The sequence below is a fragment of the Streptomyces sp. NBC_00249 genome, assembly GCF_026342355.1.
Lineage (GTDB): Bacteria > Actinomycetota > Actinomycetes > Streptomycetales > Streptomycetaceae > Streptomyces.
In genome coordinates this window covers 44698-70889 of the sequence record NZ_JAPEMV010000005.1, presented here as the reverse complement: position 1 = coordinate 70889, position 26192 = coordinate 44698, and the positions used below count along the sequence as shown (strand labels likewise).

General features: G+C 74.2%; 26 protein-coding genes and 1 riboswitch. Of the genes, 12 read left to right on the top strand and 14 right to left on the bottom strand.

The window, feature by feature from the left end; translation table 11 throughout:
- From cobO to OOK31_RS22035, 6 genes are all read right to left on the bottom strand, one after another.
- Positions 1-600 carry a cob(I)yrinic acid a,c-diamide adenosyltransferase gene (gene cobO / locus OOK31_RS22060; protein ID WP_267089025.1) on the bottom strand — a complete coding sequence of 200 codons (600 nt, stop codon included), beginning with the start codon at positions 598-600 and terminating at the stop codon, positions 1-3.
- A complete protein-coding gene (locus OOK31_RS22055) occupies positions 600-2723 on the bottom strand; it encodes a putative cobaltochelatase (RefSeq protein ID WP_267089024.1) in 2124 nt (707 codons plus the stop codon). The genes cobO and OOK31_RS22055 overlap by 1 nt, the downstream gene beginning before the upstream one ends.
- Positions 2724-3063: 340 nt before the next feature.
- Positions 3064-4584 (bottom strand): cobyric acid synthase, encoded by a 1521-nt coding sequence (locus tag OOK31_RS22050; RefSeq protein ID WP_267089023.1) that lies wholly within the window; start codon positions 4582-4584, stop codon positions 3064-3066.
- A complete protein-coding gene (locus OOK31_RS22045) occupies positions 4581-5567 on the bottom strand; it encodes a cobalamin biosynthesis protein (protein ID WP_267089022.1) in 987 nt (328 codons plus the stop codon). Before OOK31_RS22045 ends, OOK31_RS22050 begins: the two co-directional genes overlap by 4 nt.
- A gap of 58 nt (positions 5568-5625) precedes the next feature.
- Positions 5626-5715, bottom strand: a riboswitch (cobalamin riboswitch).
- 223 nt (positions 5716-5938) lie between these two features.
- Complete coding sequence (locus tag OOK31_RS22040) at positions 5939-6160, bottom strand: hypothetical protein (protein WP_267089021.1); 222 nt, start codon at positions 6158-6160, stop codon at positions 5939-5941.
- A gap of 28 nt (positions 6161-6188) precedes the next feature.
- The gene (locus OOK31_RS22035; RefSeq protein ID WP_267089020.1) at positions 6189-7469 is read right to left on the bottom strand and encodes an inorganic phosphate transporter; all 1281 of its coding nucleotides are present in this window, start codon (positions 7467-7469) and stop codon (positions 6189-6191) included.
- A gap of 376 nt (positions 7470-7845) precedes the next feature.
- On the opposite strand from OOK31_RS22035, the gene OOK31_RS22030 reads away from it, so the two are divergent.
- Both OOK31_RS22030 and OOK31_RS22025 read left to right on the top strand, forming a co-directional pair.
- Positions 7846-8976: a S9 family peptidase gene (locus tag OOK31_RS22030; protein WP_267089019.1), complete on the top strand. Its 1131-nt coding sequence runs from the start codon at positions 7846-7848 to the stop codon at positions 8974-8976.
- Positions 8977-9266: 290 nt separating this feature from the next.
- Complete coding sequence (locus tag OOK31_RS22025) at positions 9267-10601, top strand: hypothetical protein (RefSeq protein ID WP_267089495.1); 1335 nt, start codon at positions 9267-9269, stop codon at positions 10599-10601.
- A gap of 57 nt (positions 10602-10658) precedes the next feature.
- On the opposite strand, the gene OOK31_RS22020 is transcribed toward OOK31_RS22025, so the two are convergent.
- Both OOK31_RS22020 and OOK31_RS22015 read right to left on the bottom strand, forming a co-directional pair.
- A complete protein-coding gene (locus OOK31_RS22020) occupies positions 10659-11054 on the bottom strand; it encodes a VOC family protein (protein WP_267089018.1) in 396 nt (131 codons plus the stop codon).
- Between the two features lie 78 nt (positions 11055-11132).
- Positions 11133-12023: a neutral zinc metallopeptidase gene (locus OOK31_RS22015; protein ID WP_267089017.1), complete on the bottom strand. Its 891-nt coding sequence runs from the start codon at positions 12021-12023 to the stop codon at positions 11133-11135.
- Positions 12024-12278: 255 nt separating this feature from the next.
- Here OOK31_RS22015 and OOK31_RS22010 point away from each other — a divergent pair, with 255 nt between their 5' ends.
- The 8 genes from OOK31_RS22010 to amaP all read left to right on the top strand — a co-directional run bounded on the left by OOK31_RS22010 (position 12279) and on the right by amaP (position 17705).
- Positions 12279-13877 carry an ABC-F family ATP-binding cassette domain-containing protein gene (locus tag OOK31_RS22010; RefSeq protein ID WP_267089016.1) on the top strand — a complete coding sequence of 533 codons (1599 nt, stop codon included), beginning with the start codon at positions 12279-12281 and terminating at the stop codon, positions 13875-13877.
- Positions 13878-14229: 352 nt separating this feature from the next.
- Positions 14230-14451: a helix-turn-helix domain-containing protein gene (locus tag OOK31_RS22005; RefSeq protein WP_267089015.1), complete on the top strand. Its 222-nt coding sequence runs from the start codon at positions 14230-14232 to the stop codon at positions 14449-14451.
- A gap of 207 nt (positions 14452-14658) precedes the next feature.
- Positions 14659-15438: an enoyl-CoA hydratase/isomerase family protein gene (locus OOK31_RS22000; RefSeq protein WP_267089014.1), complete on the top strand. Its 780-nt coding sequence runs from the start codon at positions 14659-14661 to the stop codon at positions 15436-15438.
- A gap of 151 nt (positions 15439-15589) precedes the next feature.
- Entirely contained in the window at positions 15590-16021 is a 432-nt protein-coding gene (locus OOK31_RS21995) for an Asp23/Gls24 family envelope stress response protein (protein WP_267089013.1), read from the top strand.
- Between the two features lie 17 nt (positions 16022-16038).
- Positions 16039-16236 carry a hypothetical protein gene (locus OOK31_RS21990; RefSeq protein WP_267089012.1) on the top strand — a complete coding sequence of 66 codons (198 nt, stop codon included), beginning with the start codon at positions 16039-16041 and terminating at the stop codon, positions 16234-16236.
- Between the two features lie 7 nt (positions 16237-16243).
- Entirely contained in the window at positions 16244-16609 is a 366-nt protein-coding gene (locus OOK31_RS21985; protein WP_267089011.1) for a hypothetical protein, read from the top strand.
- Positions 16606-17142: a DUF6286 domain-containing protein gene (locus OOK31_RS21980; protein ID WP_267089010.1), complete on the top strand. Its 537-nt coding sequence runs from the start codon at positions 16606-16608 to the stop codon at positions 17140-17142. The genes OOK31_RS21985 and OOK31_RS21980 overlap by 4 nt, the downstream gene beginning before the upstream one ends.
- A complete protein-coding gene (gene amaP, locus OOK31_RS21975; RefSeq protein WP_267089009.1) occupies positions 17139-17705 on the top strand; it encodes an alkaline shock response membrane anchor protein AmaP in 567 nt (188 codons plus the stop codon). Before OOK31_RS21980 ends, amaP begins: the two co-directional genes overlap by 4 nt.
- Before the next feature lie 211 nt (positions 17706-17916).
- On the opposite strand, the gene OOK31_RS21970 is transcribed toward amaP, so the two are convergent.
- The 6 genes from OOK31_RS21970 to OOK31_RS21945 form a co-directional block, all read right to left on the bottom strand.
- Entirely contained in the window at positions 17917-18672 is a 756-nt protein-coding gene (locus tag OOK31_RS21970; protein ID WP_267089008.1) for an SDR family oxidoreductase, read from the bottom strand.
- Between the two features lie 10 nt (positions 18673-18682).
- Positions 18683-19468, bottom strand: a complete 786-nt coding sequence (locus OOK31_RS21965) for an SURF1 family protein (RefSeq protein ID WP_267089007.1) — start codon at positions 19466-19468, stop codon at positions 18683-18685.
- 103 nt (positions 19469-19571) lie between these two features.
- Positions 19572-19805 (bottom strand): hypothetical protein, encoded by a 234-nt coding sequence (locus tag OOK31_RS21960; RefSeq protein WP_267089006.1) that lies wholly within the window; start codon positions 19803-19805, stop codon positions 19572-19574.
- A 99-nt stretch (positions 19806-19904) separates the two neighbouring features.
- A complete protein-coding gene (locus tag OOK31_RS21955) occupies positions 19905-20879 on the bottom strand; it encodes a DEDDh family exonuclease (protein ID WP_267089494.1) in 975 nt (324 codons plus the stop codon).
- A gap of 43 nt (positions 20880-20922) precedes the next feature.
- Positions 20923-23619 carry an MXAN_6230/SCO0854 family RING domain-containing protein gene (locus tag OOK31_RS21950; RefSeq protein ID WP_267089005.1) on the bottom strand — a complete coding sequence of 899 codons (2697 nt, stop codon included), beginning with the start codon at positions 23617-23619 and terminating at the stop codon, positions 20923-20925.
- Positions 23620-23762: 143 nt separating this feature from the next.
- The gene (locus OOK31_RS21945) at positions 23763-24392 is read right to left on the bottom strand and encodes a TetR/AcrR family transcriptional regulator (protein ID WP_267089004.1); all 630 of its coding nucleotides are present in this window, start codon (positions 24390-24392) and stop codon (positions 23763-23765) included.
- A 114-nt stretch (positions 24393-24506) separates the two neighbouring features.
- Between OOK31_RS21945 and OOK31_RS21940 the strand changes: the two genes are divergently transcribed.
- Both OOK31_RS21940 and OOK31_RS21935 read left to right on the top strand, forming a co-directional pair.
- Positions 24507-25304 carry an acetoacetate decarboxylase family protein gene (locus OOK31_RS21940; protein WP_267089003.1) on the top strand — a complete coding sequence of 266 codons (798 nt, stop codon included), beginning with the start codon at positions 24507-24509 and terminating at the stop codon, positions 25302-25304.
- Between the two features lies 1 nt (position 25305).
- On the top strand, positions 25306-26190 hold the full coding sequence (locus tag OOK31_RS21935) for an SDR family NAD(P)-dependent oxidoreductase (RefSeq protein WP_267089002.1): 885 nt from the start codon (positions 25306-25308) through the stop codon (positions 26188-26190).
- Positions 26191-26192: the final 2 nt, after the last annotated feature.

Sequence of the window (26192 nt, the reverse complement as noted above, 5' to 3'; positions counted from 1 at the left end):
TCACCACTCGATGCCCTTCTGGCCCTTCTGGCCCGCGTCCATCGGGTGCTTGACCTTGGTCATCTCGGTGACCAGGTCCGCGAACTCCACCAGCTTCTGGGGCGCGTTGCGGCCCGTGATCACCACGTGCTGGGTCCCGGGACGGTTGCGCAGCACCTCGATGACCTCGTCGACGTCGATCCAGCCCCAGTGCATGGGGTACGCGAACTCGTCGAGCACGTACAGCTTGTGGGTCTCGGCGGCCAGGTCGCGCTTGACCTGCTCCCAGCCCTCCTTCGCCGCCTGCTCGTTGTCGAGCTGCGCGTCGCGCTGGACCCAGGACCAGCCCTCGCCCATCTTGTGCCAGACGACGGAGCCGCCCTCGCCGGAGGCGCCGAGCACCTTCAGCGCGTTCTCCTCGCCGACCTTCCACTTCGCCGACTTGACGAACTGGAACACCCCGATCGGCCAGCCCTGGTTCCAGGCGCGCAGCGCCAGACCGAAGGCGGCCGTCGACTTGCCCTTGCCCGGTCCGGTGTGGACGAAGACGAGCGGGCGGTTGCGGCGCTGACGCGTCGTGAGTCCGTCGTCCGGAACGACGGACGGCTGTCCCTGCGGCATTACGCGGCCCTCCTGGAGACGCTGTTGGGTGATGCGGTCGATGTGACCGCGGTACGTACGTTCTTCACGAGCCCGGCCAGCGAGTCGGCCCGCAGCCCGTCGAGGGTCACGGCCGGCGCCCCCAGATCGGCGGCGAGCGCCCCCGCCAGCCCCAGCCGGACCGGCCCGGACTCGCAGTCCACGACCACCGAGGTGACCCCTTCGGCGGCCAGCAGCCGGGCACTGCGGCCCGACAGCGCGCGGGGATCGCCGCCCAGGGCCCCGGCCGAGGTGGCCCGCCCGTCGGTGACGACCACCAGCAGCGGGCGCCGCGAGGGGTCCCGCAGCCGCTCGATCCGCAGCACCTCGCGGGCCTTCAGCAGCCCGGCGGCCAGCGGGGTGCGGCCGCCGGTCGGCAGCTGCTCCAGCCTGGCCGCCGCCGTGTCCACCGAGGAGGTGGGCGGCAGCGCCAGCTCGGCGCCGGCCCCGCGGAAGGTGATCAGGCCGACCTTGTCCCGGCGCTGGTAGGCGTCCAGCAGCAGGGACAGCACGGCGCCCTTGACGGCGCTCATGCGCTGCCGGGCCGCCATGGAACCGGAGGCGTCGACGAGGAACAGGACCAGATTGCCCTCGCGGCCCTCCCGGGTGGCCTGGCGCAGGTCGTCCTTGCGCACCACCAGCCCGCGTCCGCTGCGCCCGCGCGCCTTCTGGTGCGGGGCGGCGGCGTGCACGGTGGCCGCCAGGTGCAGCTTCGTCAGGTGGCCCCGGGGGCGCTGCGCGCCGGTGGTGCGGCCGTGGGCGGTCCGGGCGCGCGAACGCCGTCCGGCCGCGCCCTCGCCGAGCCCGGGCACCGTCAGCATCTTCGTGCGGAACGGCTCGGTGGCCCGTACGGCCGCCTGCTCGGGGGCCGCGCCGGTGTCCTGGGCGGAGGGCTGCGGGGCGTCCTCCCGGGTGCCGGGGGAGTCGGGGGCCTCGGGCGCGTCCGGCGCCTCGGGGGCTTCCTGGCCCTCGGGGGCCGGGGGGCCGTCGTGCTGCGGGGGCACCCCGCCGCCGTCCCCGTCCGGGCCGCCGCCGTCGTCGCCGCCGTCGTCCGGGCCCTCGGGCTCTGGCTCCGGATCGGGTTCGGGCTCCTCGTCGGGGAAGCGGTCCAGGATCTCGTCGAGCTTGTCCTCGTCCAGGCCGGGCGCGTCGAAGGGGTTGCGCCGGCGCCGGTGGGGGAGCGCCAGCAGTGCGGCCTGCCGTACGTCCTCCTTGCGCACGCCGGTCCGTCCGGCCCACGCCGCCAGGGCGGTCGCCGTACGGGCCATCACGATGTCGGCGCGCATCCCGTCGACCTCGAAGCCGGCGCAGGTCGCGGCGATCTGCAGCAGCGCGGTGTCGCCGAGCACGACCTTCGGGAGCAGGGCCCGCGCGGCCACGACCCGGGCGCGCACCTCGTGCTCCTCGCCGGCGAAGCGGGTCGCGAAGCCCGTGGGGTCGTCCTCGTAGGCGAGCCTGCGGCGGACCACCTCGACGCGCTGCGCGGGCTCGCGGGAGGCCGCCACCTCGACGGTCAGCCCGAACCGGTCCAGGAGCTGCGGCCGCAGCTCGCCCTCCTCGGGGTTCATGGTGCCGACGAGCAGGAAGCGGGCGGCGTGGCGCACGGAGACGCCCTCGCGCTCGACGTAGGAGGCGCCCATCGCAGCGGCGTCGAGGAGGACGTCCACGAGGTGGTCGTGGAGGAGGTTCACCTCGTCCACGTAGAGGATCCCGCGGTGGGCGTCGGCCAGCAGGCCGGGCTCGAAGGCCTTCACGCCCTCGGCGAGGGCCCGTTCGATGTCGAGGGCGCCGACGAGGCGGTCCTCCGAGGCACCGACGGGCAGCTCCACCATCCGGGCCGGGCGGGCCGCGCCGGGCCCGGGCTCGTGGGGACCGTCAGGGCAGGCCGGGTCGGGCGCGGCGGGCGCGCAGCTGAACCGGCAGCCGGGCACGACGTCCACCTGCGGCAGCAGCGTGGACAACGCGCGCACGGCGGTGGACTTGGCGGTGCCCTTCTCGCCGCGTACGAGCACGCCGCCGACCGCCGGGCTCACGGCGTTGAGCAGCAGCGCGAGGCGCAGGTCGGTCTGGCCGACCAGTGCGGTGAACGGGTAGGGCGTGCTCATGCGGTGACCCCTCCTTGTGTGCGGGTGCGGGTGCGGGTGCGGGTGCGGGTGGCGGTGGTGGTGGTGGTGCGCGGGCGGCTGCGGGCGGCGGGGCAGGGTTGCCGGTGGCCGCTGCGCGGGGCCTGCCCCTCCCCGCCCTTCCGCCGTTCCCTGGGGCTCCGCCCCAGACCCCACGCCTCAAACGCCGGCGAGGCTGGATCTATCAGCCCCGCCGGCGTTTGAGGCGCGGGGGTCCGGGGGATGGCCCCCCGGGACGGGGCCGCACCGGCAAGGGGTCCGGGGCGTAGCCCCGGTTTCGGGAAGGGGCGGGTAGGGGAACAGCCCCGCAGGGCCGCGCCCGTCACGGCGCGCCCGGCGGCAGGAACGGGAGGCCCGCCGGGGCTCCGCCCTCGATCAGGCGCAGCAGCGCACCGGTGTCCGCGTGTTCCTCGATCAGGTCGCCCAGCAGGTCCAGCTGCTCCTCCCGAAGGGAGGCGAACGAGGTGTCCGGGGCCGGGACGAAGCGGCGCCCGGCAGCCGAGGCCACCTCCCGCAGGAACGCCCGGCGGAAGCCGTCCGACTCCAGCGAGCCGTGCCAGTGGGTCCCCCACACGGCCCCGACCCGGCACCCGTCCAGGAATGGCTCGCCGCCCAGGACTTCGGCCACGCCGTGGTGGATCTCGTAGCCCTCCACCGGCTCGCCCAGGGCGGTGCCGACCGGCCGCGCCAGGGTCTTCTCGACGGCGAACCGCACCCGCACCGGCAGCAGCCCGAGCCCGTCCACCTCCCCCGCCCGCGACTCGACCTCGTCGGAGATCCGCTCGCCCAGCACCTGGAAGCCGCCGCAGATGCCCAGCACCGGACGCCCCTCGGCGGCCCGCCGGGCCAGCGCGTCCGCGAGGCCCCGCTCCCGCAGCCACTCCAGTGCCTTCACCGTGCCCCGGGTGCCCGGTACGACGACCAGGTCCGCGTCGGCCAGTTCCTCGGCCCGGTCCACGAACCGGACGACGACGCCCGGCTCGGCGGCCAGCGCGTCCACGTCGGTGAAGTTCGACATCAGCGGCACCGCGCACACCGCGACCCGCAGCACGTCCTCGCCGACGGGCGGGGCCACCACGGACTCGCGTACCGCGCCCCGCAGGGAGACCCGCAGGCCGTCCTCCTCGTCGATGCCCAGGCCGTGCTGGAAGGGCAGGACCCCGTAGGTCGCCCGCCCGGTCAGGCCGCGCAGCATCTCCATGCCCGGCTCCAGCAGCGAGACGTCGCCCCGGAACTTGTTCACCAGGTAGCCCGCGATCAGCGACTGGTCCTCGGGCGACAGCAGGGCCGTCGTCCCGAAGAAGGACGCGAAGACCCCGCCCCGGTCGATGTCCCCGACCACGACCACCGGGAAGCGTGCGGCCCGCGCGATGCCCATGTTCACGATGTCGGTCCGGCGCAGGTTGATCTCGGCCGGGCTGCCGGCCCCCTCGCAGATCACGGCGTCATACGTGCCCCGCAGCTGCTCCAGGCAGTCCGTGACGATGCCGAGCAGCTGTTCCTGGCGTCCTCCGTGGTAGCCGCGCGCGCTCATCTCGCCGACGGGCTTGCCCAGCAGCACCACCTGGCTGCTGCGGTCGCTGCCGGGCTTGAGCAGCACCGGGTTCATGAGCGCGGTCGGCTCCACGCGGGCCGCCTGGGCCTGCATGGCCTGTGCGCGGCCGATCTCGGCGCCCTCCCTCGTCACGAACGAGTTCAGCGACATGTTCTGCGCCTTGAACGGGGCCACCTTCACGCCCTGCCGGGCCAGCCAGCGGCAGATGCCCGCCGTGACCACGCTCTTGCCCGCGTCCGAGGTCGTCCCGGCGACCAGCAGCCCGCCGCCCCGCTTCGCGCCGCTCATGCGCGTCCTTCCCTCGTCGGGCTCGTCGCCCTCGTCGCCCTCGTCGTTCTCGCCACGGCGTACCGGACGGCCACGCAGGCGCCCAGCGCCAGCCAGGTCACCCGCCGCGACAGCCGTACGGCCCGCTCGATGTCCGCGACCTCCACCGGCCGCCCGGCCGCGCCGTTCAGTACGGCCCGGTGCTCGGTCCGCCCGCCGTAGGCGAGGGTTCCGCCGAGCCGTACGCCGAGCGCTCCGGCGAAGGAGGCCTCGACCGGGCCGGCGTTGGGGCTCGGGTGGGCGGCGGCGTCCGCGCGCCAGGCCCGTACGGCTCCCCGCCGGTCGGGGCCGGCGGCCACGGCGGCGAGCGCCGTCAGCCGGGCTCCCGGCCAGCCGGCCAGGTCGTCGAGGCGGGCGGAGGCCCAGCCGTAGCGCAGGTAGCGGGGCGACTTGTGGCCGACCATCGCGTCCAGGGTGTTCACGGCGCGGAAGGCGAGCAGGCCGGGCACCCCGGCGACGGCCCCCCACACGAGGGCCCCGACGACCGCGTCGGAGGTGTTCTCGGCGACGGACTCGACGACCGCGCGGGCCATCTGCTGTCCGTCCAGGGCCTGCGGGTCGCGCCCGCACAGGTGCGGGAGCCGTTCCCGGGCCACCTCGGTGTCCCCGGCGGCCAGGGCCCCGCCGATGGCGCGGGCCTCCCGGCCCAGCGAGGTCCCGCCGACGACGGCCCAGGTGGCGGCGGCGGTCAGGGCGATACGGGCAGCCGCGGGCCGGGAGCGCACGGCGCGGGCGCCGAGCGCGCCGACGGCGGTCGCGCCCCCGGCGCACACCAGGGTGTGCAGGAGGCCCCGGGCGCGGTCGTCGCGCCACAGGGCGCGTTCGACGCGGGCGGCGGCTCGTCCGAAGGCGGCCACGGGGTGCCCTCGGCGCGGATCCCCGAGGATCCGGTCGCCGATCAGGCCCGCCGTGGCGCCGTACGCGAAGACGCGATCGGCACGCATGGTGGCAGGTATGTCCTCACTCAGGGTCCGCGCCCTGGTTCGACGTGTCCGGCGGCGAGAGTTCCTGGCTCCCGGGGCCCCGCACGCGCCGCGTGCGTTCCCCGGTGACAGTGGCGGGACCGCGCCGGATTCGCACCGGACTTCCTCTCCATGCCGCCGTATTGGCTCGGGCAGTCCACCACGCCCCGCGAACGCCCGTCAACTCGCTGTTGACCTGCGGTGGGACGGGGGACGGCCGGGGGGTGGTGCGGGGCGGGCGGTACGCGAAAGCTCCCTCCGGGAGGAACCCGGAGGGAGCTGTCACTCGTGCCGTGCCCGCGGCTCCCCGGCCGGTGGCCCGGCCGGGGACGGCCTCGACGGCCTCGACGGCCTCAGCTGACGATCAGGTAGATCCCGTAGGCCACGGCCGCCGCGCAGAGCGCGAAGCAGACGTAGGCGCCGCTGCGGGCCAGGGTGGCGGCCCCGCCCTGCTCGGTGGCGGTCTCGTGCTTGGAGAGACCCACCAGGCCCAGGGCGAACAGGGCCACGAGGGCGACGGTGGCGGAGAGGCTGACCCCGAAGACGGAGCCGAGTGCTGCCCAGTCGATCTTCATACTGCCGTTTCCTCTGTCGTTCTCGGGGTCAGACCGCGGCGGCCGGGGCCGCGGGGGTCGCCGGAGCGGCCGGGGTGGCCGTCGCGGCCGGGATGGTGGCCTTGAGGTCCTCGTCGGTCACGGCGGCCGTGGTGCCCGCGGTCGGCGGGACGGCCACGGCGGCGATGGCGGTGGTGACGACGCCGGGCTGCTCGTCCGCGGCGGCCGGGGCCACGTCGTTGACGTTGGTGTGGTCGACGACCTGGCGGCGCGAGATCACCCAGATGGCGAAGCAGGACGCGACGAGGAAGACGGCCACGGCGGCGACGCCGATGTCACCGGTGCGCATGACCAGCTCGGCGCCGGAGGCGACCAGGGCGGCGGCCGGCAGGGTCAGGCCCCACGCGATGAACATGCGCGTGGCGGTGGACCAGCGGACCACGCCGCCCTTGCGGCCCAGACCCGCACCCATGACCGCGCCGGAGCAGGCGTGGGTGGTGGAGAGGGAGAAGCCGAGGCTGGAGGAGGCCAGGATGACGCTCGCGGCCGAGGTCTGGGCGGCGAAGCCCTGCTGCGGCTGGAGGTCGGTCAGGCCGCTGCCCATGGTGCGGATGATGCGCCAGCCGCCCAGGTAGGTGCCCATGGCGATGGCCATACCGGCGGAGACGATGACCCACACCGGCGGGTTGGAGCCGGGGGCGAGGGCGCCGCCGGCGACCAGCGCCAGGGTGATGATGCCCATCGTCTTCTGCGCGTCGTTGGTGCCGTGCGCGAGGGAGACGAGACTGGCCGAGGCGATCTGACCGGCCCGGTAGCCCTTGGCGGAGGTCTTCTTGCCGACCTGGCCGTTGAGCTTGTACGTGACCTTCGCGGCCAGCATCGCGGCCACACCGGCCACGATCGGCGCGGCGATCGCGGGGATCAGCACCTTGGTGACGACGACGCTGCCGTTGACGGCGCCCATGCCGGCGGAGGCGACCGCGGCACCGATCAGGCCGCCCATCAGGGCGTGCGAGGAGCTGGAGGGCAGGCCGACCAGCCAGGTGACGAGGTTCCAGAGGATCGCCCCGACCAGGGCGGCGAAGATCACCTCTGGCTGGATGCCCTCCTCGTTGACCAGGCCCTTGGAGATCGTCTTGGCGACCTCCACGGACATGAAAGCGCCGACGAGGTTGAGCACGGCGGACATGGCCACCGCCGTCTTGGGCTTGAGGGCGCCGGTCGAGATGGTGGTGGCCATCGCGTTGGCCGTGTCGTGGAAACCGTTCGTGAAGTCGAACACGAGAGCGGTGATGATCACGATCCCGAGGAGAAGCGTTATGTGCTCCATTTACCCAGGCTTCTGTTTGACGTCAGTGGCTCGGCGACCGTAGGCAACCTGGGTGAACGGAAGATGAACTGACTCGGGACGGTTGGTGTCCCGGCCCGGCACGCGATCAGGCCCTTCGTCCCGATTCTGTCGTAGATCCATCGATTAATGCACGTCAAAGCCGGGTGAACGGACCGACCCGCGCAGGCCTTCCGGCTCGTACCCGCACCCCGGGCCGAGGGGGAAAGAGACCCAGATCACTCCACCCCTCCGGAGTTACTCAGAGTTACCCGGCCGTGCCCGCTCCGCTTCCGCTTCCACCGGGCCGGGCTCCGTGCCCGCCACCGTGCGGGCCTCTCCGGTGGCCCGCCCGCGCCCCTGCCTCGACACTGGAGCGGTGCGTACCGCCACAGCGACGGCAGCGGCCGTCACGACGACCCTGATCGGTGCCGGAGCTGCCGCCGTCGCGGCCGGCCGGTACGCCGCCGACGCCGCCCTGCGGCCCGAACCCGGCCGGCCCCTGCCCGGCAGCCCCCGCGTCAGCGTCCACTCCACCGCCCCCGGGCAGGTGGTGCTGACCCGCTCGCTGGCCTCCCTGCGCCCCGGCATCTACGGACTGGACGCGCCCGGCATCCACGCCGTGGCCGGCCCGGTCCTCCCCGGAGTCCCCCACGACCCCGACACGGTCGTACGCCGCCTCCTCGCCGTCACGCACGGCACCCTGGACCCGGGCACCCGCGTCCACCTCACCCCCCAGGTCCACCGGGGCAACCCCCGTACCGCCCTCGGGCTCGAGCATGCCGACGTGGACGTCGCCGGGGAGCTCGGCCCGCTCCCCGCCTGGTTCGTGCCCGCCGCCCGGGACACCTGGGTGATCACCGTCCACGGGCTCGGCGCGAGCCGGGAGCATCCGATGGTGGTCATGCCCTTCCTGAACCGGCACCAGCTTCCCGTCCTCTCCCTCGGCTACCGGGGCGACCTCGGCGCCCCCGCCTCCCCGGACGGCCTAGGGCACCTCGGCGAGTCCGAGTGGCGGGACCTGGACGCAGCCATCCGCTACGCCGTGCGCTACGGCGCCCGGCGCGTGGTCCTGCACGGCTGGTCCACCGGGGGCGCCATGGCCCTGCGCGCCGCGGAACGCTCGGCCCTGGCCGGGCGGATCTCCGGGATCGTGCTGGACTCGCCCGTCCTGGACTGGCACGCCACCCTGCGCGCCCTCGCCGCCGCCCGCCGCACCCCGGCCCCGCTGCTCCCCTTCGTGGTCAGGGCCGCCGAGGCCCGCGCCGGGCTGCGGGCGGACCGCGGGGCACCGGGCGCCGACCCCGGCGCGCTGCGCGTGCCCGTACTGGTCTTCCACGGGCCGGACGACCCCCTCGCCCCGTGGGAGCCCTCGCGCCGGCTCGCCGCCGCCCGCCCCGACCTCGTGACCCTGCACGCCGTCGCGGACGCCGGGCACGGGGCGATGTGGAACGCCGACCCCGCCCGGTACGAAGAGGCGCTGCGACGCTTCCTGACTCCGCTCATGTGAGCGCTCACCGTCCGTCCTCCTTATGTGTCGTGTGCACGACGGAATGTGACGGTGTGTCGGGGTGGTGTGTGGCGCTGGGGTGAAGGGGCTGTGGCGGACGGGGCAGGGTGGGGTGATTGTCCCGGTTCATCCACCCCGTGACCTGTGGAAACGACCCGTTCCGTTTGGGCTTTCGGCCAGTGACGGGCGAGACTGCTTCCGTGACGTCCCGAAAGCCTGATGAGCAGTTGGCTCGCGACTCCAGACTCCGACTCGTCTCCCCGCGTTCCGTCGCCACGGCACGCAAGGCGGTGACCGACCGGCGAACCCGGCCGGCCCCCCGGCCCCCGGCGGGCACCCCCGCCACGGCAGACCTGGCGAACCGGGCCCGCGCCTCCCTCGCCGACGCGGTGCGGCTGGCCCGCTGGGCCGAGCTGAACCTCGGAGCCGGTGACGGCGGCCGCCCCGCCCCGGCGGGCGCGCTGCCCGCCTCCGACGTCGAACGGGCCGCCGCGGAACTGGGACTGACGCACGGCCAGATCCGCGTCGGCTGGGACCGCTCCCGGCTCTCCGGCCTCGTCGAGGTGCACGGCGGGCACGCCCGCCCCGGCTGGCGGCTGCGCGCCTGGGACCGCGACGACACCGCCGTGCTGCGCGGCTGGGTCGCGCTCTTCGACGCCTGGTCGCTGGTCCACCCCGCCCCCGCCGACATCGCCGCCTCGGCCGTGGCCGAGGTGGTCGAGGCGATGCCCCAGCTCCTCTCCCTCCTCCAGCTGTCCGCCGGCCCGGTGACCGTCCCGGACCTGCTGGACCTCCTCGGCCAGCGCGTCACCGAACTGCGGGACGAACGCTGCGAGGTCCCCTACGACGCCGACCCTGCGGCCGGCTCCGCCGCCTCCGAGCACCCCGGCGAGCCCCGGCCGCTCCCGCTCGCCCGGCTGCTGCGCTGGGCGCTGGGCGGACTCGCCGCCGTCGACGCCGTCACCCTCGGCCCCGCGCAGGCCACCCTCACCCCGCTCGGCAGCTGGGCCGTCTGGGTCAAGCTGGAGCAGATCTGCGTCGCCGCGCAGAGCCCGGCCGGGAACATCGAGCAGTCCGCCGCCGCCATGCTCCACGGCTGCGCCCGGCTCACCCCCGGACCCGCCCGCGCCGAGTACCAGGCCTGGCTCGCCGCCCGCCCCGTCGGCCACGCCGTCAGCGAGCTGCTGCACGCCGCCCGGGGTGAGGACGCCCTGCTGCGGGGCCTGGCCTTCGAGGCCCTGCGCGTGGTCGGCGCCCCCGCCGAGCCCGAGGTGCGCGCCGCCGTACGGGAGCCCGCGCTGCGGCCCTACGCCCTGCTCTGGCTCGCCGAGCACGACGGGGTGGACCCCGACGAGGCGCAGCACGTACTGACCCCCGAGGAGTCCACCTGGCTCTGGGTGGACACGGCTGCCGCCATCGCCGACCACGGCGAGGCCGACCTCCTCGCCCGGCACCTGGACTCGGCCGTCCGCACCACCGTCCCCCGGCTGCTCGACGAGGTCCGGGCGGTCGGCCACCCGCGCACGGTCCAGGTCCTCGTCGCCCTCGCCGCCGCCCACCCCGACCCGGCACTGGCCAAGGCCGTCCGGCGGGCCGCCTTCCAGGTCCACACCGGCGGCGCCTAGGCGCCGCCCGCCCGCCCGGGGCCGTCCCCGGGCGGACGCGGTCCGGCGCCCGCGGGCTCAGAGCTGCGGGGCGTACGTCCCGAAGCTCCAGACGTTGCCCTCGGCGTCGCGCGCCATGTAGTCCCGCGAGCCGTAGTCCTGGTCGGTCGGCTCCATCAGGATCTCCAGCCCGTGCTCGGCGGCCCGCCGGTGGTGCGCGTCCACGTCGTCGACCACCACGTAGACCCCGGTCGGCCCGGCGCCCTCCATGACCTTGTCGAAGGCGCCCCCGCGCCCCTTGCTGCCCAGCATCACCGCGCCGTTGCCGTACGACAGCTCCGCGTGCATCACCGCGCCGTCGTCCCCCTCGTAGACCGCGACCTGGGTGAACCCGAACGCCTCGGTGAGCTGCTGGATGGCGGCCTTCGCGTCGCGGTAGAGCAGCGTGGGGTAGATGGACGGAACGCCTGCCATGACGATCACTCCCTCTCGTGACGGTGACCTGCGTGACCTACGTGACCCGCGTCACAGCATGGCAGGCGCCACCGGCAGTCAGCGGAAGGTGTTGCACTGGGCCATGTCACCGGTGCGGTAGCCCTGGTAGAACCACTGCTGGCGCTGCTCCGCCGAGCCGTGGGTCCAGGACTCCGGGGTGACCCGGCCCTGGAACTTCTCCTGGATCCGGTCGTCGCCGACCGCCGCCGCCGCGTCCAGGCCGTCACGGATGTCCTGGTCGGTGAGGCTGGTGATCAGGGGCCGCCCCGTGGACTCGTCCGGGGTCCGCGTCGCGTTGTGCGCCCACACCCCGGCGTAGCAGTCCGCCTGGAGCTCCACCTTCACCGCGTTGCTGTTCGCGCCCTGCCGCCCGTCCTGGGCCCGCTGGAGGGTTCCGGTCAGGTTCTGGATGTGGTGCCCGTACTCGTGGGCCACCACGTAGGCCTGCGCGAAGGGGCCGCCGCTCGCCCCGAACTTCGTCCGCAGCTCGTCGAAGAAGCCCAGGTCCAGGTAGACCTGCCGGTCACCGGGGCAGTAGAAGGGGCCGACCGCCGAGGTCGCGGCGCCGCAGGCGGTGTTCACCCGGCCCGTGAAGAAGACCGTGGAGGCCGGGCTGTACTGCCCGCCGCGCTTCTGGAACTCCTGCTTCCAAAAATCTTGTGTGCTGTTCACCACGGCCACGAGCCGACAGTCCTCCCGGGTGTTGGCGTCCTGCCCGGTCTTGCAGGCCTGCTGCACCTGGGCGGCGGAGGAAGCGGTCGAGACCGGCTCGGGACTGCCGTCGGACAGCCCCAGCTGCTCCGGGCCGACCCCGAAGATCAGCCCCATGACCAGCGCGATGAAACCGACGATGCCACCGCCGATGGTGGCCCTCCCGCCCGGGACGCGGCTGCTGCGCACGTCCTTGACCTCGGAAGTGTCCAGGTTGGCGTTGTCGTCGAACTGCATCCCGCACCGCCCTTGATCCGTGGAGCCCGGGGCCACGTGTCCGCCCTTGCGGCGAGTATCAACCCGTTCATCCTGATACGCGCTGCGGCGGCCCGGCCTCACCCGTGGGCCGAACGGGCGACGGGAGGCCCCGAAAAGTGGTTGCGCACCCCCGGTAGAATGGGTCCCATGGCAAATCTCCTCGCGGATTAGCGGCGTCGAAGCAACGCGCGTCCTGCCCCCCTTCCGCCGTCCCCACCGCCCTGGAGTATTTCCGTGATCACCGCCACCGGCGTCGAGCTGCGCGCCGGCGCCCGCGTCCTCATCGAGTCCGCCTCCTTCCGCATCGCCAAGGGCGACCGCATCGGCCTCGTCGGCCGCAACGGAGCGGGCAAGACCACCCTCACCAAGTGCCTCGCGGGCGAGGGCCAGCCCGCCGCCGGCTCCATCACCCGATCCGGTGAGGTCGGCTACCTCCCGCAGGACCCGCGCACCGGTGACCTCGACGTGCTGGCCCGCGACCGGATCCTCTCCGCCCGCGGCCTCGACGTGCTGATCAAGAAGATGCGCGCCAACGAGGAGCGCATCGCCACCGGCTCCGGCGGCACCCGCGACAAGGCGATGAAGCAGTACGAACGCCAGGAGACGGAGTTCCTGACCAAGGGCGGGTACGCCGCCGAGGCGGAGGCCGCGACCATCTCGGCCGCCCTCGGACTGCCCGACCGCGTCCTCGGCCAGCCGCTGCACACCCTCTCCGGTGGTCAGCGCCGCCGCGTCGAGCTCGCCCGGATCCTCTTCTCCGACGCCGACACCCTGCTCCTCGACGAGCCGACGAACCACCTCGACGCCGACTCGATCGTCTGGCTGCGCGACTACCTGAAGACCTACCGCGGCGGCTTCATCGTGATCTCCCACGACGTCGACCTCGTCGAGACCGTCGTCAACAAGGTCTTCTACCTGGACGCCAACCGCTCCCAGATCGACGTCTACAACATGGGCTGGAAGCTCTACCAGCAGCAGCGCGAGGCCGACGAGAAGCGCCGCAAGCGCGAGCGCCAGAACGCCGAGAAGAAGGCCGCCGCCCTCAACTCGCAGGCCGACAAGATGCGCGCCAAGGCCACCAAGACGGTCGCCGCCCAGAACATGGCCAAGCGCGCCGACCGGCTGCTCGCCGGCCTGGAGGCCGTCCGCGTCTCAGACAAGGTCGCCAAGCTCCGCTTCCCGGACCCGGCGCCCTGCGGCAAGACCCCGCTGACCGCCGAGGGCCTGTCGAAGTCGTACGGCTCGCTGGAGATCTTCACCGACGTCGACCTGGCCATCGACAAGGGCTCGCGCGTGGTCATCCTCGGCCTCAACGGCGCGGGCAAGACCACCCTGCTGCGCCTGCTGTCGGGCACGGAGAAGCCGGACACCGGCACGGTCGTCCCCGGTCACGGCCTCAAGCTCGGCTACTACGCCCAGGAGCACGAGACCCTGGACCCCGAGCGCACGGTCCTGGAGAACATGCGCTCCTCCGCGCCCGACCTGGACCTGGTCGCCGTCCGCAAGACGCTGGGCTCCTTCCTCTTCTCCGGCGACGACGTGGACAAGCCGGCCGGTGTGCTCTCCGGTGGCGAGAAGACCCGGCTGGCCCTGGCCACCCTCGTCGTCTCCTCGGCGAACGTGCTGCTCCTCGACGAGCCCACCAACAACCTCGACCCGGCCAGCCGCGAGGAGATCCTCGGCGCCCTGCGCACCTACAAGGGCGCGGTCATCCTCGTCACGCACGACGAGGGCGCCGTGGAGGCCCTCGAGCCGGAGCGGATCATCCTGCTCCCGGACGGGGTCGAGGACCTGTGGGGCCCGGACTACCGGGACCTGGTCGCCCTGGCCTGACCGGCCCCGGGCCGCTGATCCAGTTCCTTATGGATCATTCGGCTCAGGCGTGATCCATCATCTGAGTGAGACGGTCTCGTACCGTCGCGCGCTGTACGAGGGCCCCGGCCGCATCCGCACGGATGCGCGACCGGGGTCGCGTCGTTCCGGCGTCCGGCCCCTGACCTGGTGATTCCCCCCGGCGGTGGAGAAGTGTGACGGAGGTCATGCGGCGGAAGAGGAGATTCCGTTCTGCTGGGGTGTCCACAGGTCGAGAAATGCCGTCGTACCGACCTTGCTGAATGGGTGGCCAGGAAGCCGGGGAGGGGTGATCATGAGAAGTCCAGAGCGCACTTCCCATGAGGAGGCACGGGTGGCCGAGACTCTGAAGAAGGGCAGCCGGGTGACCGGCGCCGCGCGCGACAAGCTCGCGGCAGACCTGAAGAAGAAGTACGACTCCGGTGCGAGTATCCGGGCGCTGGCCGAAGAGACCGGCCGGTCCTACGGATTCGTCCATCGGATGCTCAGTGAATCCGGAGTCACGCTGCGCGGTCGCGGTGGCGCGACTCGCGGCAAGAAGGCGGCCGCGGTCTGACCCTGGCCGTCAGGCCGGGGCCGGTGCCGAGGACGCACGGCAGCTCCATGCTCGACAGCTCCATGCTTTGACGTCTTGTCGGATCGGTGGATTTCCTCCACGCGCGTTCCTTCGGTGACCCCCGGTCGGCCCCGTGGCCGACCGGGTGGTTACTGTGCAGTCACTTAGGCCGAGTACGCGGCCACGACTGCACACCGGAGGCACCAGATGGCTCTGCTCGACAAGGACGGCGTACGGCTCACCATCGACGACTCGGTCGCCACGGTGACACTGACCAATCCGGCCAAGCGAAACGCTCAGTCCCCCGCGCTCTGGCGGGCGTTGGCGGAGGCCGGACGGTCGTTGCCGGGCACCGTCCGGGTCGTGGTGCTGCGCGCCGAGGGCAAGTCCTTCTCCGCCGGCCTCGACCGGCAGGCGTTCACCCCCGAAGGCTTCGAGGGCGAACCGTCCTTCGTCGATCTGGCGCGCGGTTCCGACGAACTGCTCGACTCCACCATCGCCGAGTACCAGGAGGCCTTCACCTGGTGGCGGCGCACCGACATCGTCTCCGTCGCCGCCGTGCAGGGGCACGCGATCGGCGCCGGCTTCCAGCTGGCGCTGGCCTGTGACCTGCGCGTGGTCGCGGACGACGTGCAGTTCGCCATGCGCGAGACCAGCCTGGGCCTGGTGCCCGACCTGGCCGGCACCCAGCCGCTGACCTCGCTCGTCGGCTACGCCCGCGCGCTCGAAATCTGCGCCACGGGCCGCTTCGTGCACGCCGAGGAGGCCGAGCGGGTGGGCCTGGCCAACCTGGTGGTCCCGGCGGACGAGCTCGACGCCGCCGTCAAGGACCTCACCACGGCCCTGCTGGCACCGCCGCGCGACGCCGTGACCGAGACCAAGGCACTGCTCCGGCACGCCGGCTCCCGGCCCTACGACGAGCAGCGCGCCGCCGAGCGCGCCGCCCAGGCACGCCGCCTGCGCGACCTGGCGGGGCTCTCCGACTGACGCCCGCGGCCCGGCCGCCCGGCTGTCCGCCGGGCCGGTCCGGCCGACCGGCGTAGTCCCCGAGGCGCCGGGGCGGACGGGCGCCTACCGTGGTCAGGAGACCGCGCCGCTCTCCGGCGGCTTCCGCGGCCTCCTGACCCGAGGACGTCCGATGAACGAATCCGCAGCAGGGGGATCCGGCAAGGCCCCCGCAGACCGGGGCCGCACCACCATCGCCGACGGGGTGGTCGAGAAGATCGCCGGCCTGGCCGCCCGCGAGGTGGTCGGCGTCCACGCCATGGGCAGCGGCACCGCCCTCTCCCGCACCTTCGGAGCCGTCCGGGACCGGGTTCCCGGCGGGGCGAAGTCCTCCGTGAGCCGTGGGGTCAAGGCCGAGGTCGGCGAGCTCCAGACCGCCCTCGACCTGGAGATCGTCGTCGAATACGGCGTGTCGATCCGAGACGTGGCCCGGGCCGTCCGTGAGAACGTCGTCTCGGCCGTCGAGCGGATGACCAGCCTGGAGGTCGTCGAGGTCAACATCGCCGTCAGCGACGTCAAACTGCCCGACGAGCCCGACGACGAACCGGAATCCCGGCTCCAGTAGCCGAGAGGAGCCACGCAATGAGCATGGCGGTCGTCGGCCTGCTGGCCGGCATGGCGCTCGGGTTCGCCGGCTACTTCGGCGGGTTCGGGGCCTTCCTCCTGGTGGCGGCGCTCGGCGCCGTCGGATTCGTCGTCGGCCGGTTCCTCGACGGGGACCTCGACCCCGGCGACCTGCTGCGCCCCCGCCCCCGCGGCCGTGACGACCGGCCCCGGTGAGGCCCCGATGAGTACGCCCAGGGCGCTGCCGCCCCGGGTGCCGCCCGCCGAGCGGGGGGCCACCCGTATCGCCGACCGGGTCGTGGCCAAGATCGCCGCCCAGGCCGCCAGGGAAGCCCTCGGCGTGCTGCCCGGCGCCGTCCCGCACACGACGGTCACCGTCCACCACGACATCGCGCGCGTACGGGTCAGCCTGGAGCTGGACTACCCCGGCGACCTCGCCGGCCAGTGCGCCGCCGTACGCCGCCAGGTCGTCCTCCGGGTCGAGGAGTGCGCGGCGATGACCGTCCCCGAGGTCGACATCGACATCGAGCACCTCCACTCCGCCCACACCCGCGCGGCCCCCAGCGGCCGGGACCGGCGGCTGCGGTGAGCGCCCCGGCCCGCCGCTTCCGGTCCGCCCGGCGGATCCCGGCCGCGCTCACCGCGCTCCTGGTCCTCGCGGTGGCGGGGCTGTTCCTCTACGACCTGGCAGCGGTACGGGCACACCGCCCCGGGATGCGCTGGCGCCGCGAACTCGCCCACCAGCTGGAGCGGCACACCCCCGCCGACACCGGCGTACTCGTCGCCGGCGGGGCGCTCGCGCTCGCCGGGGCGGCGCTCCTGCTGCTGGCGCTGGCGCCCGGGCTGCGCGGGCTGCTGCCCATGGCCGCCGGGCCGCCCGGGGTGCGGGCCGGGATCGGCCGCCGGGCGGCGGCGCTGGTGCTGCGCGACCGGGCCATGGAGGTCTCCGGGGTCAGGACGGTCAAGGTCAGGGTCGGCCGCTCCCGCGTCGGGGTCCGGGCCACCTCGCACTTCCGGGAACTGGACGACGTACGGGCCGACCTGGACACCGTCCTCGCCGTCGGCATCGAGGAACTGGGCCTCGCGCACCCGCCGCGGCCACGGATCCGGGTCACGAGGTGACCGGGGTGCTCGGGCTCGTCAACCGGACCCTGCTCGCGCTGGCGGGACTGCTACTCCTCGCGGCCGCCGGCTCCGTCCTCACCGCGTCCCGGCCCCTCGGCGGCCGGCACGCCCCGCTGCTCACGGCCGAGGCCCGGCAGCGGTACTGGCACGCGGAGGGCGGCTGGTGGTGGGCGGTGCTCGCCGGACTCGCGCTGTGCGTGCTGCTCGCACTGTGGTGGCTGGCGGCCCAGCTGCGGCGCCCGAGGCTCGCGGCGCTGGCCGTGGACACCGGGGACGGGGCCTTCGCGGTGCTGCGGGGCCGCGCGCTGGAAGAGGCGGTGGCCGCGGAGGCGGGGGCGCTCGACGGGGTCGCCGACTGCCGGGTCGCCCTGCGGGGCCGACGGGACGCGCCGAGGCTGCGGGTCGCGCTGGAACTGGAGCCGCACGCCGTCCCCGCCGATGCGCTGGCCGCGCTGGCCGGGCCGGTCCTCACCCACGCCCGTACCTCGGCGGCCCTCCCCGAACTCCCGGCGGAAGCCCGCCTGAAGGTCACCTCCCACCCCGCCCGCCGCGTGACGTGACCCGCGGCCACTCCGCCGCGCGGCCCTTCCCCGTTCCCGGACTTCGTCCGGACCCCACGCCCCCGCCGGGACAGACACATCGGCGGGGGCAGCGGACCCGGGGCGGGCGCCGGGGCGGAGCACCGCGTGCCGGGCGCGCCTCGCCGGGGCCTGGCGGTCAGGCCCCGGAGGCACGCCGGGGTGTCCGGTCGGCGCCCGGCCAGGGCAGGGGTCAGAAGCCGTGGCGGGAGCCGCCGTCCACCGGGAGCATGACGCCCGTCAGGTACGAGGCCGCCGGGGAGAGCAGGAACGCCGCCGTGCGGCCGAACTCCTCCGGGGTGCCGTAGCGGCGCAGCGGGATGCGGGACTCGTTGCCCGCCCGCGCGGCGGCCGCGTCCCCGGACAGGGAGTCCAGCTCCCGCACCCGGTCGGTGTCGATCCGGGCCGGCAGCAGTCCGACCACGCGGATCCCGCGCGGGCCCAGCTCCACCGACAGGGACTTCGCGAAGCCCGCCAGGCCCGGCCGCAGGCCGTTGGAGATGGTCAGCCCGGGGATCGGCTCGTGCACGGAGCCCGACAGGACGAGGCCGATGACCCCGCCCTCGCCCAGCTCGGCGGCGGCCGCCCTGGCGAGGCGGACCGCGCCCAGGAACACCGACTCGAACGCCGCCGTCCACTGCGCGTCGGTGTTGTCCGCCGCGCTGCCCGGGGCCGGGCCGCCGACGCTGATGAGGATGCCGTCGAAGCGGCCGAAGCGCTCCTTGGCGGTGGCCACCAGCCGCGCCGCCGCCTCGGGGTCGGCGTTGTCGGCGGCGACGCCGACCGCGTTCGGGCCGAGCTCGGCGGCCGCGTCCGCCGCCCGCTCCTCGTCCCGGCCGGTCAGTACGACCCGCGCCCCGTCGGCGGTCAGTTCCCGCGCGGAGGCGAAGCCGAGGCCGCGCGTCGCGCCGGTGACTACGTAGACACGGTCCTTCAGTCCAAGATCCATGCGGGTCACGCTACGTCGAAGCGGGCTCCGGCGACACGGCCTTCGCGGCGGCCTCCTCGCGGTCGCGCCGTTCCCGGCGGACCAGGATCACCCATCCCACCGGCACCGCCGCCGCGAACAGCCACCACTGGACGGCGTACGCCATGTGCGCGCCGATCGAGTCGTGGTCGGGTTCCGCCACCGGCTCGGGACTGCCGTCCGCCGGTGCCGGGGCGGAGAGTTCCAGGTAGCCGCCGAGGACGGGCCGGCCCTCGCCCGCCGCGAGCTGCCCGCTGTTGATCAGCATCACCTGGCGGTCGGGCAGGCCCTTGCGCTCCTTGATGCCGCTGCCGCCGCTCGTCTCGTCCGCCTTCAGCCGCCCGGTGACGGTGACCTCGCCCGAGGGCGCGGCCGGCACCGGCGGGTAGGCGCGCGGGTCGTCCCCGCCGGCCACCCAGCCCCGGTTCACGAGCACGGCCCGGCCGTCGGCGAGCACCAGCGGGGTCACGACGTGGAAGCCGACCTTGTCGTCGTTCGAGGTGCGCATCCGTACGACGACCTCGTGCGCGGAGTCGTACGTACCGGTGGCGGTGACGGCACGCCAGTAGTCGTCGCGCGGGACGGTGTGGCCGGGCGAGGTGACCTCGGTCACCGGCACCGGCTCCGCGTACAGGTTCTTCGCGATCAGCCCGTTCTGCGCGACCCGGTGCTCGTGGCGGTGGAACTGCCAGAACCCCAGCTTGACCATCGTGGGGACGAGGACGAGGGCGACGAGGGTGAGGCACACCCACTGCCGGGTCAGTACAAAGCGGTACACGCCCACGACGGTACCCGCAGCGAGGAGGACCCCGGTGGCCGGGTGGCCTTCCGGGGTCGTGGACGGTCGGGCGGGGGGCAGGGGCAGGGGCGGGGGACGGGGGTCAGACGCGGTCGACGATGCCCACCCTCCCTTCCGCGCGGGCGCAGTGCCCGCCGCAGAACCACTGTCCCTCGACCTCGACGCCCTGCCCGATGATCTGGACCCGGCAGTGCTCGCAGATGGGCGCCATGCGGTGGATGGCGCAGGAGAAGCAGTCGAAGACGTGCACCGCGCCCTGCGCGTGCACCTCGAAGGACATGCCGTAATCGTTTCCGCAGACCTCACAACGTGCCATGCGCCGCATGCTGGGCGGGCCGGCGGACCGGAACAAGATCCACCGGGGTGAGTCGCCGCGCCTGCACCCGGGAGGAGCAACGCGCCCCCGGCCCCGCTCCTACGCGGGCGCCACGTCCCGCAGCAGCTGGGTGAAGGCCGCCTCGTCGACGACGGGGGTGCCGAAGGACTTCGCCTTGACCGTCTTGGAGGTCGAGGAGTCGGGGTCGTTCGTCACGAGCAGGCTGGTGAGCCGCGACACACTCGTCGCGACGTGCAGCCCGGCCTCCACCGCCCGGTCCTCGAGCAGCTCGCGGTCCACCGAGGTGTCGCCCGAGAAGGCGATCCGCATGCCCTGCTTGAGCGGCTTGCCGTCCTCGAAGCGCCCTGGGTTCGGGTGCGGGCACGGCGGCCGCTTGCGCGAGGCCCGCCAGCTGCCGCCGCCCCCGTACGAAGCCTGGTAGCCGACCCGGGGGGTGGCGGGGGAGTCCGACCACTCCGTCAGCGGGCGGCACTCCAGCAGGGGCAGCCGTACCCCGCCCTGCGCGGCGGCGTGCAGCGAGGGGCGGAAGGCCTCCGCCAGCACGCGGGCGTCGTCGAGCGCGTGGTGGGCGCGCTGCTGGACGACGCCGTAGTGCGCGGCGAGGGACTCCAGCTTGTGGTTGGGCAGCGGGAGGTCGAGCTCCTTCGACAGGGCGATGGTGCACAGCCGCTGACGGACCGGCGCGGTCGTGGCGGCCCGCGCGTACTCCCGGGCGATCATCTGCCAGTCGAAGATGGCGTTGTGCGCGACGAGGACCCGGTCCGCGAGCCGGACGGCGAACTCCTCGGCGATGTCCTCGAAGAGCGGCGCGTCGGCGAGCATGTCGCTGGTCAGGCCGTGGATCCAGACGGGGCCCGGGTCCCGGCGCGGGTTGACCAGGGTGTACCAGTGGTCCTCGACGTTGCCCTGAGCGTCGAGCCGGTAGACGGCCGCGGACACGATCCGGTCGTCGCGAGCGAGCCCGGTGGTCTCCACGTCGACGACCGCGTACCCCTGTGGGTACGCGGTCGGCCATTCCGCCTCTGCGGTCGTACGGTCGTAGAGCATGGTCACAGAGGATATCGGCACGGACTGACAGCCGTGGCCCGATGCCCTGTCAGCCCGCCCCCGACCCCGCCCTCGCCTCCGGCCCGGCCCCCGCCGTCGCACCCGGCGCCGGCCCCAGCTCCGCCACCAGGTCCCCGGCGCTCACCGAGGTGAAGGATCCGGCCACTTCGGCCGGCCCGGGGAAGAGCCGGTACGCCGTCCCCGAAGCCCCGGGCGGGGCCACGCCCGCGTACACGGTCGCCAGGAACACCCGCCGCCCCGCCGCCAGTTCGGCGGCGGCCGCGTCGGCGTCGGTGTGCTCCCGCCGCGCCTGGGGCTCCTCCAGCGCGGCGACCCGGGCGGCGAAACCGGCCACCGGCTCGTCCGCCCCGGCCCGGTACACCCACAGCCCGTCGGGCGACCCCGGAGCAGCTGCCCGGCGTACGACGGCCACCTCGCGGGAGCGGGCCGCGGCCCGCCACACCGCCAGGTCCCACAGGGTCGTACGGGTCCCGGAGCCGAAGTGCTCCCACACGTCGCGGGCCATGGACGCGAGCCGCGCCCCGTGCGAGGCCACGCTCTGGAAGCCGCCCGACCCCGGCAGGTGGACGTCCGTCCACAGCGCCCGGCGGGCGGTGAGGTCCACGACCATCGGCATGCAGACCCGGGAGTCGCCCGCCAGGTCGAAGCGCTGGCGCACGGTCCGCGGATCGTACGAGGAGCCGCGCGGGCGGTCCGCCGGCAGGGCCATGAAGCCCGCGAAGGCGTCCGGCAGCTCCTCGAAGGGCACGTTGTTGTAGCTGAAGACCAGCGGGAGCGCGTACACGTCCCCGTTCTTCGCGAGGGCGGCCAGGTCCAGGTCCACGTACTCGGTGGCGCCGTCCGGTGCGGGCGCCGAGGTGAGGTCACCCGAGTGGGTGGCGGCCCCGGCCGGTCCGTGCCTCAGGTTGGTGTAGTCGCACACGCCGGTGAACTGCCAGTCGGCGTCGAAGAAGGCGACCGACAGGTCGAGGTCGGTCCGGTTGTCCGCGGGCTCCGTCCAGTGCAGGAACAGCCGCAGCACCTCGCCCTCGGGCAGGGTCTGCGTACTGCCGCGCGGGACGGCCACCAGCGCCTTGGCGGCGGTGCGCTCACCGGAGGGCACCGTCAGGTCGGCGAGCCCGGAGTCGAGGACGGCCAGCTCGTACGGGTCCCCGTCGGCGGCGGCGAACCGGCGCAGCACCTCGCCCTCCAGCCGGGCCACGACCGCCCCGACGAGCGGCGCGGGCAGCGGAGCCCGTTCCTCCCACGCCACCTGGGCCCGCGCCACCTTGCCGCGCGGGAAGAACACCCGGCGCCCGCCCGTACGGTCCTCGGCGCGCGTGCGCAGCGCGCCGAGCGCGGACAGCAGCGGGCCCGCGCCGACGGAGGGCAGCCCGCGCGCGAGCGCCCGCTCCAGCTCGGGCAGCGGCTCCTGGCCCTGGTGCAGGCGCAGCAGGTGGTCGAGGCGGCGTACGAGTTCACCCGGGCGCTGCCCGGCGAGCGCGGCCGCCGCCCCCGCGTCCCCCTCGGCGAGGGCCTGCTCCAGCCGGCCGGCCCAGGTGGCGGGCCGGATCCGGTCCCCGTCCACCCGTACGGCCTCCGGGTGCGCGGCGGCCGTCTCCAGCAGCGCCGTGCCGAGCGGGGAGGCGGTGGACACGGTGGTGCCCCGCAGCACGGCGAAGGCGAGCGCGGCCCGGGGGTGGCGGGCGTACCGCTCGAAGGGGTGCAGGGTCTCGGCGGCCCGCTTCCAGGCCACCGGGTGCCGCAGCAGGTCCTCGACCAGGTACTGCGGGTTCAACGCGTCGAGCACCCGAAGGAGTTCCCGGCGCAGCGGCCGGCCGAGGTTCGTGAACCGGGGCAGCGGCAGCAGGCCCGCGTTCCCGCCGGAGAGCACGGCGAGCAGCCGCAGCACGTCGGTGGCGGTGGTGAGGCGGGCGGCGAGCAGCGGCCGGGCCGCCTCCTCGGTCCGCCAGTCGCCCAGCAGGGTGGCGAGGACCTGCGCCTTGGTCTCCCGTACGGGAATCCGCTCGGGGAGCCAGCCGAGGTCCGCCGGGGCGGTCGGCAGCAGGAGGGCCAGGTCGTCGCGGTCCTCGGGCGACAGCGGGGTCTGCCGGGCGAGCAGCGAGGCGATCACCCGGGCGCAGTCGTCGGGCAGGCCGGTGCCGAGCCGGAGCAGCCGCAGCGGGCCCGTCGGCGGGTCCTCGACCTTGCGGCCCGCCCGGGCGGCGCGGGCGGGCCGGCCGAGGAGGCCCGGGCGCAGGAAGGGGTCGGCGGCGTCGACGCGCCGGTTGCAGACGGGGCAGCCGGTGTAGTCGGAGCCGTCCCAGCAGGCGCGGCAGACGAGGTGGGCGCAGGGCGCGACGGGGTGGACCGTACGGGCCTGCCCGCACAGCACGCACGGCTGCTCGGGTTCCTGGAGCAGCAGGGCGAAGATCCGGCTGACGTACCAGTGCTCGGTGTCGTGCGGGATCGAGAAGGGGAAGCGGCGGAAGAGCGGCTTGTGCGTGCGGTCGGCGCCCATGAGCTCGTCCACCAGCGCGAGCAGCCGCAGCCGCTCCTCGGCGAGGTCGGTCGGCGCGAGCTCCGAGAGCGCGGCGTGCAGCTCCGGGCCCATCGCATGGCCGCGTTCGAGGAGCTCGGCCTCCAGGGGCCGCACCCCTTCGCGGCCGGGCGTCGCGGCGGCCGGCGGTGAGTCGACGTAGACGGTCCCCAGCCGGCGCAGCAGGACGGACTCGATGGCAGACACGGGTGAATTCCCCCTCCGGGAACGAAAAAACGGGGGCGGAGAGTGGGCGCGCGGGTTCGTTGGAGGAAGGGAGAAGGATGCACGCCGGGGAGCCGCCCCCGTACGACGGATCCCATCACGGGCCCGCACGGCGCGGCAAATCCTTAATTCCCCGGTGGTGGTGCGAGCAGGGCCTCGGTCAGGGCCCGCACCGACAGCAGGAACAGCCGCTCCGGATCGGCCGGGCGGGCCAGGGCGCGGGCGAGCGCCGGATCGTCGGGGGCCGTGGCCGGGTCCCAGAGTTCGCCCTCGGCCGGGGACTGGGCGGGGGAGCGCTCGCGATTGCGCTCGACCAGCAGGAAGCCGACGATCTGGAACTGGACGGCGCGCACCGCGTCGGCGGCCCGCGCCCCGCGCAGCCCGGCGGCGTGCACCTCGTGGACCAGGGCCTGCTGGGCGGGCAGGAACATCCGCTCGGTGAGGCCGCGTTCGTGGACCATCGCGATCAGGTGCGGGCGCCCGCGCAGTTCGCGGCGCAGGATCCGGGCCACCGACACGATCCGCTCGGCGGGGGTGCGGCCGGCCGGGCGGACCGCGCCCATCTCCTGGACGGTCCGCTCCACGAGCGCGTCGAGGAGGGACTCGCGGTTGCCGACGTGCCAGTAGATCGAGGTCACGGCCGTACCCAGCTCGGCGGCGAGCCCCCGCATGGTGAGGGCGGCCGGACCGTGCTGCCTGACCAGGGCGGCGGCTGCCGCCAGTACCTCCTCGCGGGTCAGCGAGTTCCTCGGCATGGTCAGGGGCCGCCAATCTGCCTGATCGTCAGTTCTCTTGCGTGCAGGGGTCTTTACCCTTCCACGGCGGCAGTGTAACTGTGTTACAGAACCGACCGAAGGGTGGTGCGAGACATGGCACGCGTACGGTACGGAGCGCGGACCGAGGCCGAGATCGCGGCGTCGCGCGAGAAGAGTTCCAAGCTCCCCGACATCTGGTCCACCGGGGTCGTCGCCGTCTGGGAGAGCGATCCGGACGTGGTGGCGGCGGTCCTGCCCCCGCCGCTCAAGCCGGCCGAACGGCCCCTCGTACGGGCCAACATCAGCAAGGTCGACCTGCCCGGCTACCCGCTCGGCGCCGGCTCGGTGGCCGTCGCCGCCCAGCACGACGGGGTCGAGGGCTGGTACCCGCTGGTCATGCCGATGACCCACGAGCGCGCCCTCACCGGCGGCCGCGAGGTGTTCGGCGAGCCGAAGAAGCTCGGCGAGGTCACCGTGGAGCGCGACGGCCTCGTCGTACGGGCCTCCCTCGCCCGGCACGGGATCGCCTTCGTGGAGGTGCGCGGGGCCGTGGACCGCGTGCTGCCGCTGCCCGAGCCCGTGAAGAAGACCGACTTCTACTTCAAGTTCCTTCCCGCGGTGGACGGTTCGGGCTTCGACGCCGACCCGGTGCTCATCCACTGCACGCGCAACGAGAAGGTCCGCAAGCTGGAGCACATCACCGGTGACGTGGTGCTGCGCGAGTCGATGTTCGATCCCGTCGCCGACCTCCCCGTACGCCGCCTCGTGGAGATCACCATCGGCGAGAAGACCACCGACCAGAAGGGCAAGGTCGTCGAACGCGTCAGCGCCCAGGCCCTGCTCCCCTACATCCACCAGCGCTACGACGACCCCCTGCAGATCCTCGACGGACCGCCCGAGGGGAGCGTCTGAGATGCGCCTCGAACCGGGACAGGTGGCCGTCGTCACCGGAGCTGCGAGCGGCATCGGCCTCGCCATGGCCCGCCGCTTCGCCGCCGAGGGGCTGAAGGTGGTCCTCGCCGACGTCGAGGAGGGGGCCCTGAGCGCGGCCGCCGAGGAGCTGGCCGCCGAGGGCGCCGAGGTGCTCGCCCGGCTCGTCGACGTCAGCGACCGCGACTCCGTCGTCTCCCTCGCCGACGCCGCCTACGAGGCCTTCGGTGCCGTCCACGTCCTGTGCAACAACGCGGGCGTCGGCTCGGGCGCCGAGGGCCGGATGTGGGAGCACGAGCCCAACGACTGGAAATGGGCCTTCTCCGTCAACGTCTGGGGCGTCTTCCACGGCATCCAGGCCTTCGTCCCCCGCATGATCGCCGTCGGCGGCCCCGGCCACGTCGTCAACACCTCCTCCGGCGACGGCGGCATCGCCCCGCTGCCCACCGCCTCCGTGTACGCCGTCACCAAGGCGGCCGTGGTCACCATGACGGAGTCCCTGTACGCCCACCTCAAGGCGGAGGGCGCGGCCGTCGGCGCCTCCGTCCTCTTCCCCGGACCGCACATGCTGCGCACCGGCCTGTGGGAGTCCCACCGCAACCGGCCCGAGCGCTACGCCAAGGAGCGCCCGCGCAGGACCCCGTACCGCAGCCTCGACCAGTACGAGGCCGCCATGAAGCAGGCCGGCCACGAGGTGGAGTTCACCCCGGTCGAGGAGGTCGCCGCGCACGTCGTCGACGGCATCCGCGCCGACCGCTTCTGGATGCTCCCGGCGAGCGGGCACAGCGACCGGCAGATCCGCGCCCGGTCGCAGTCGATGCTCGAACGCGCCAACCCCGCCTACCTCGAACACTTCATCCTCGACTGAGG

Coding starts and splice junctions, on each gene's coding strand:
- cobO (WP_267089025.1), bottom strand. CDS start 600: ATGCCGCAGGGACAGCCGTCCGTCGTTCCGGACGACGGACTCACGACG.
- OOK31_RS22055 (WP_267089024.1), bottom strand. CDS start 2,723: ATGAGCACGCCCTACCCGTTCACCGCACTGGTCGGCCAGACCGACCTG.
- OOK31_RS22050 (WP_267089023.1), bottom strand. CDS start 4,584: ATGAGCGGCGCGAAGCGGGGCGGCGGGCTGCTGGTCGCCGGGACGACC.
- OOK31_RS22045 (WP_267089022.1), bottom strand. CDS start 5,567: ATGCGTGCCGATCGCGTCTTCGCGTACGGCGCCACGGCGGGCCTGATC.
- OOK31_RS22040 (WP_267089021.1), bottom strand. CDS start 6,160: ATGAAGATCGACTGGGCAGCACTCGGCTCCGTCTTCGGGGTCAGCCTC.
- OOK31_RS22035 (WP_267089020.1), bottom strand. CDS start 7,469: ATGGAGCACATAACGCTTCTCCTCGGGATCGTGATCATCACCGCTCTC.
- OOK31_RS22020 (WP_267089018.1), bottom strand. CDS start 11,054: ATGGCAGGCGTTCCGTCCATCTACCCCACGCTGCTCTACCGCGACGCG.
- OOK31_RS22015 (WP_267089017.1), bottom strand. CDS start 12,023: ATGCAGTTCGACGACAACGCCAACCTGGACACTTCCGAGGTCAAGGAC.
- OOK31_RS22000 (WP_267089014.1), top strand. CDS start 14,659: ATGGCTCTGCTCGACAAGGACGGCGTACGGCTCACCATCGACGACTCG.
- OOK31_RS21995 (WP_267089013.1), top strand. CDS start 15,590: ATGAACGAATCCGCAGCAGGGGGATCCGGCAAGGCCCCCGCAGACCGG.
- OOK31_RS21990 (WP_267089012.1), top strand. CDS start 16,039: ATGAGCATGGCGGTCGTCGGCCTGCTGGCCGGCATGGCGCTCGGGTTC.
- OOK31_RS21985 (WP_267089011.1), top strand. CDS start 16,244: ATGAGTACGCCCAGGGCGCTGCCGCCCCGGGTGCCGCCCGCCGAGCGG.
- OOK31_RS21970 (WP_267089008.1), bottom strand. CDS start 18,672: ATGGATCTTGGACTGAAGGACCGTGTCTACGTAGTCACCGGCGCGACG.
- OOK31_RS21960 (WP_267089006.1), bottom strand. CDS start 19,805: ATGGCACGTTGTGAGGTCTGCGGAAACGATTACGGCATGTCCTTCGAG.
- OOK31_RS21945 (WP_267089004.1), bottom strand. CDS start 24,392: ATGCCGAGGAACTCGCTGACCCGCGAGGAGGTACTGGCGGCAGCCGCC.
- OOK31_RS21940 (WP_267089003.1), top strand. CDS start 24,507: ATGGCACGCGTACGGTACGGAGCGCGGACCGAGGCCGAGATCGCGGCG.
- OOK31_RS21935 (WP_267089002.1), top strand. CDS start 25,306: ATGCGCCTCGAACCGGGACAGGTGGCCGTCGTCACCGGAGCTGCGAGC.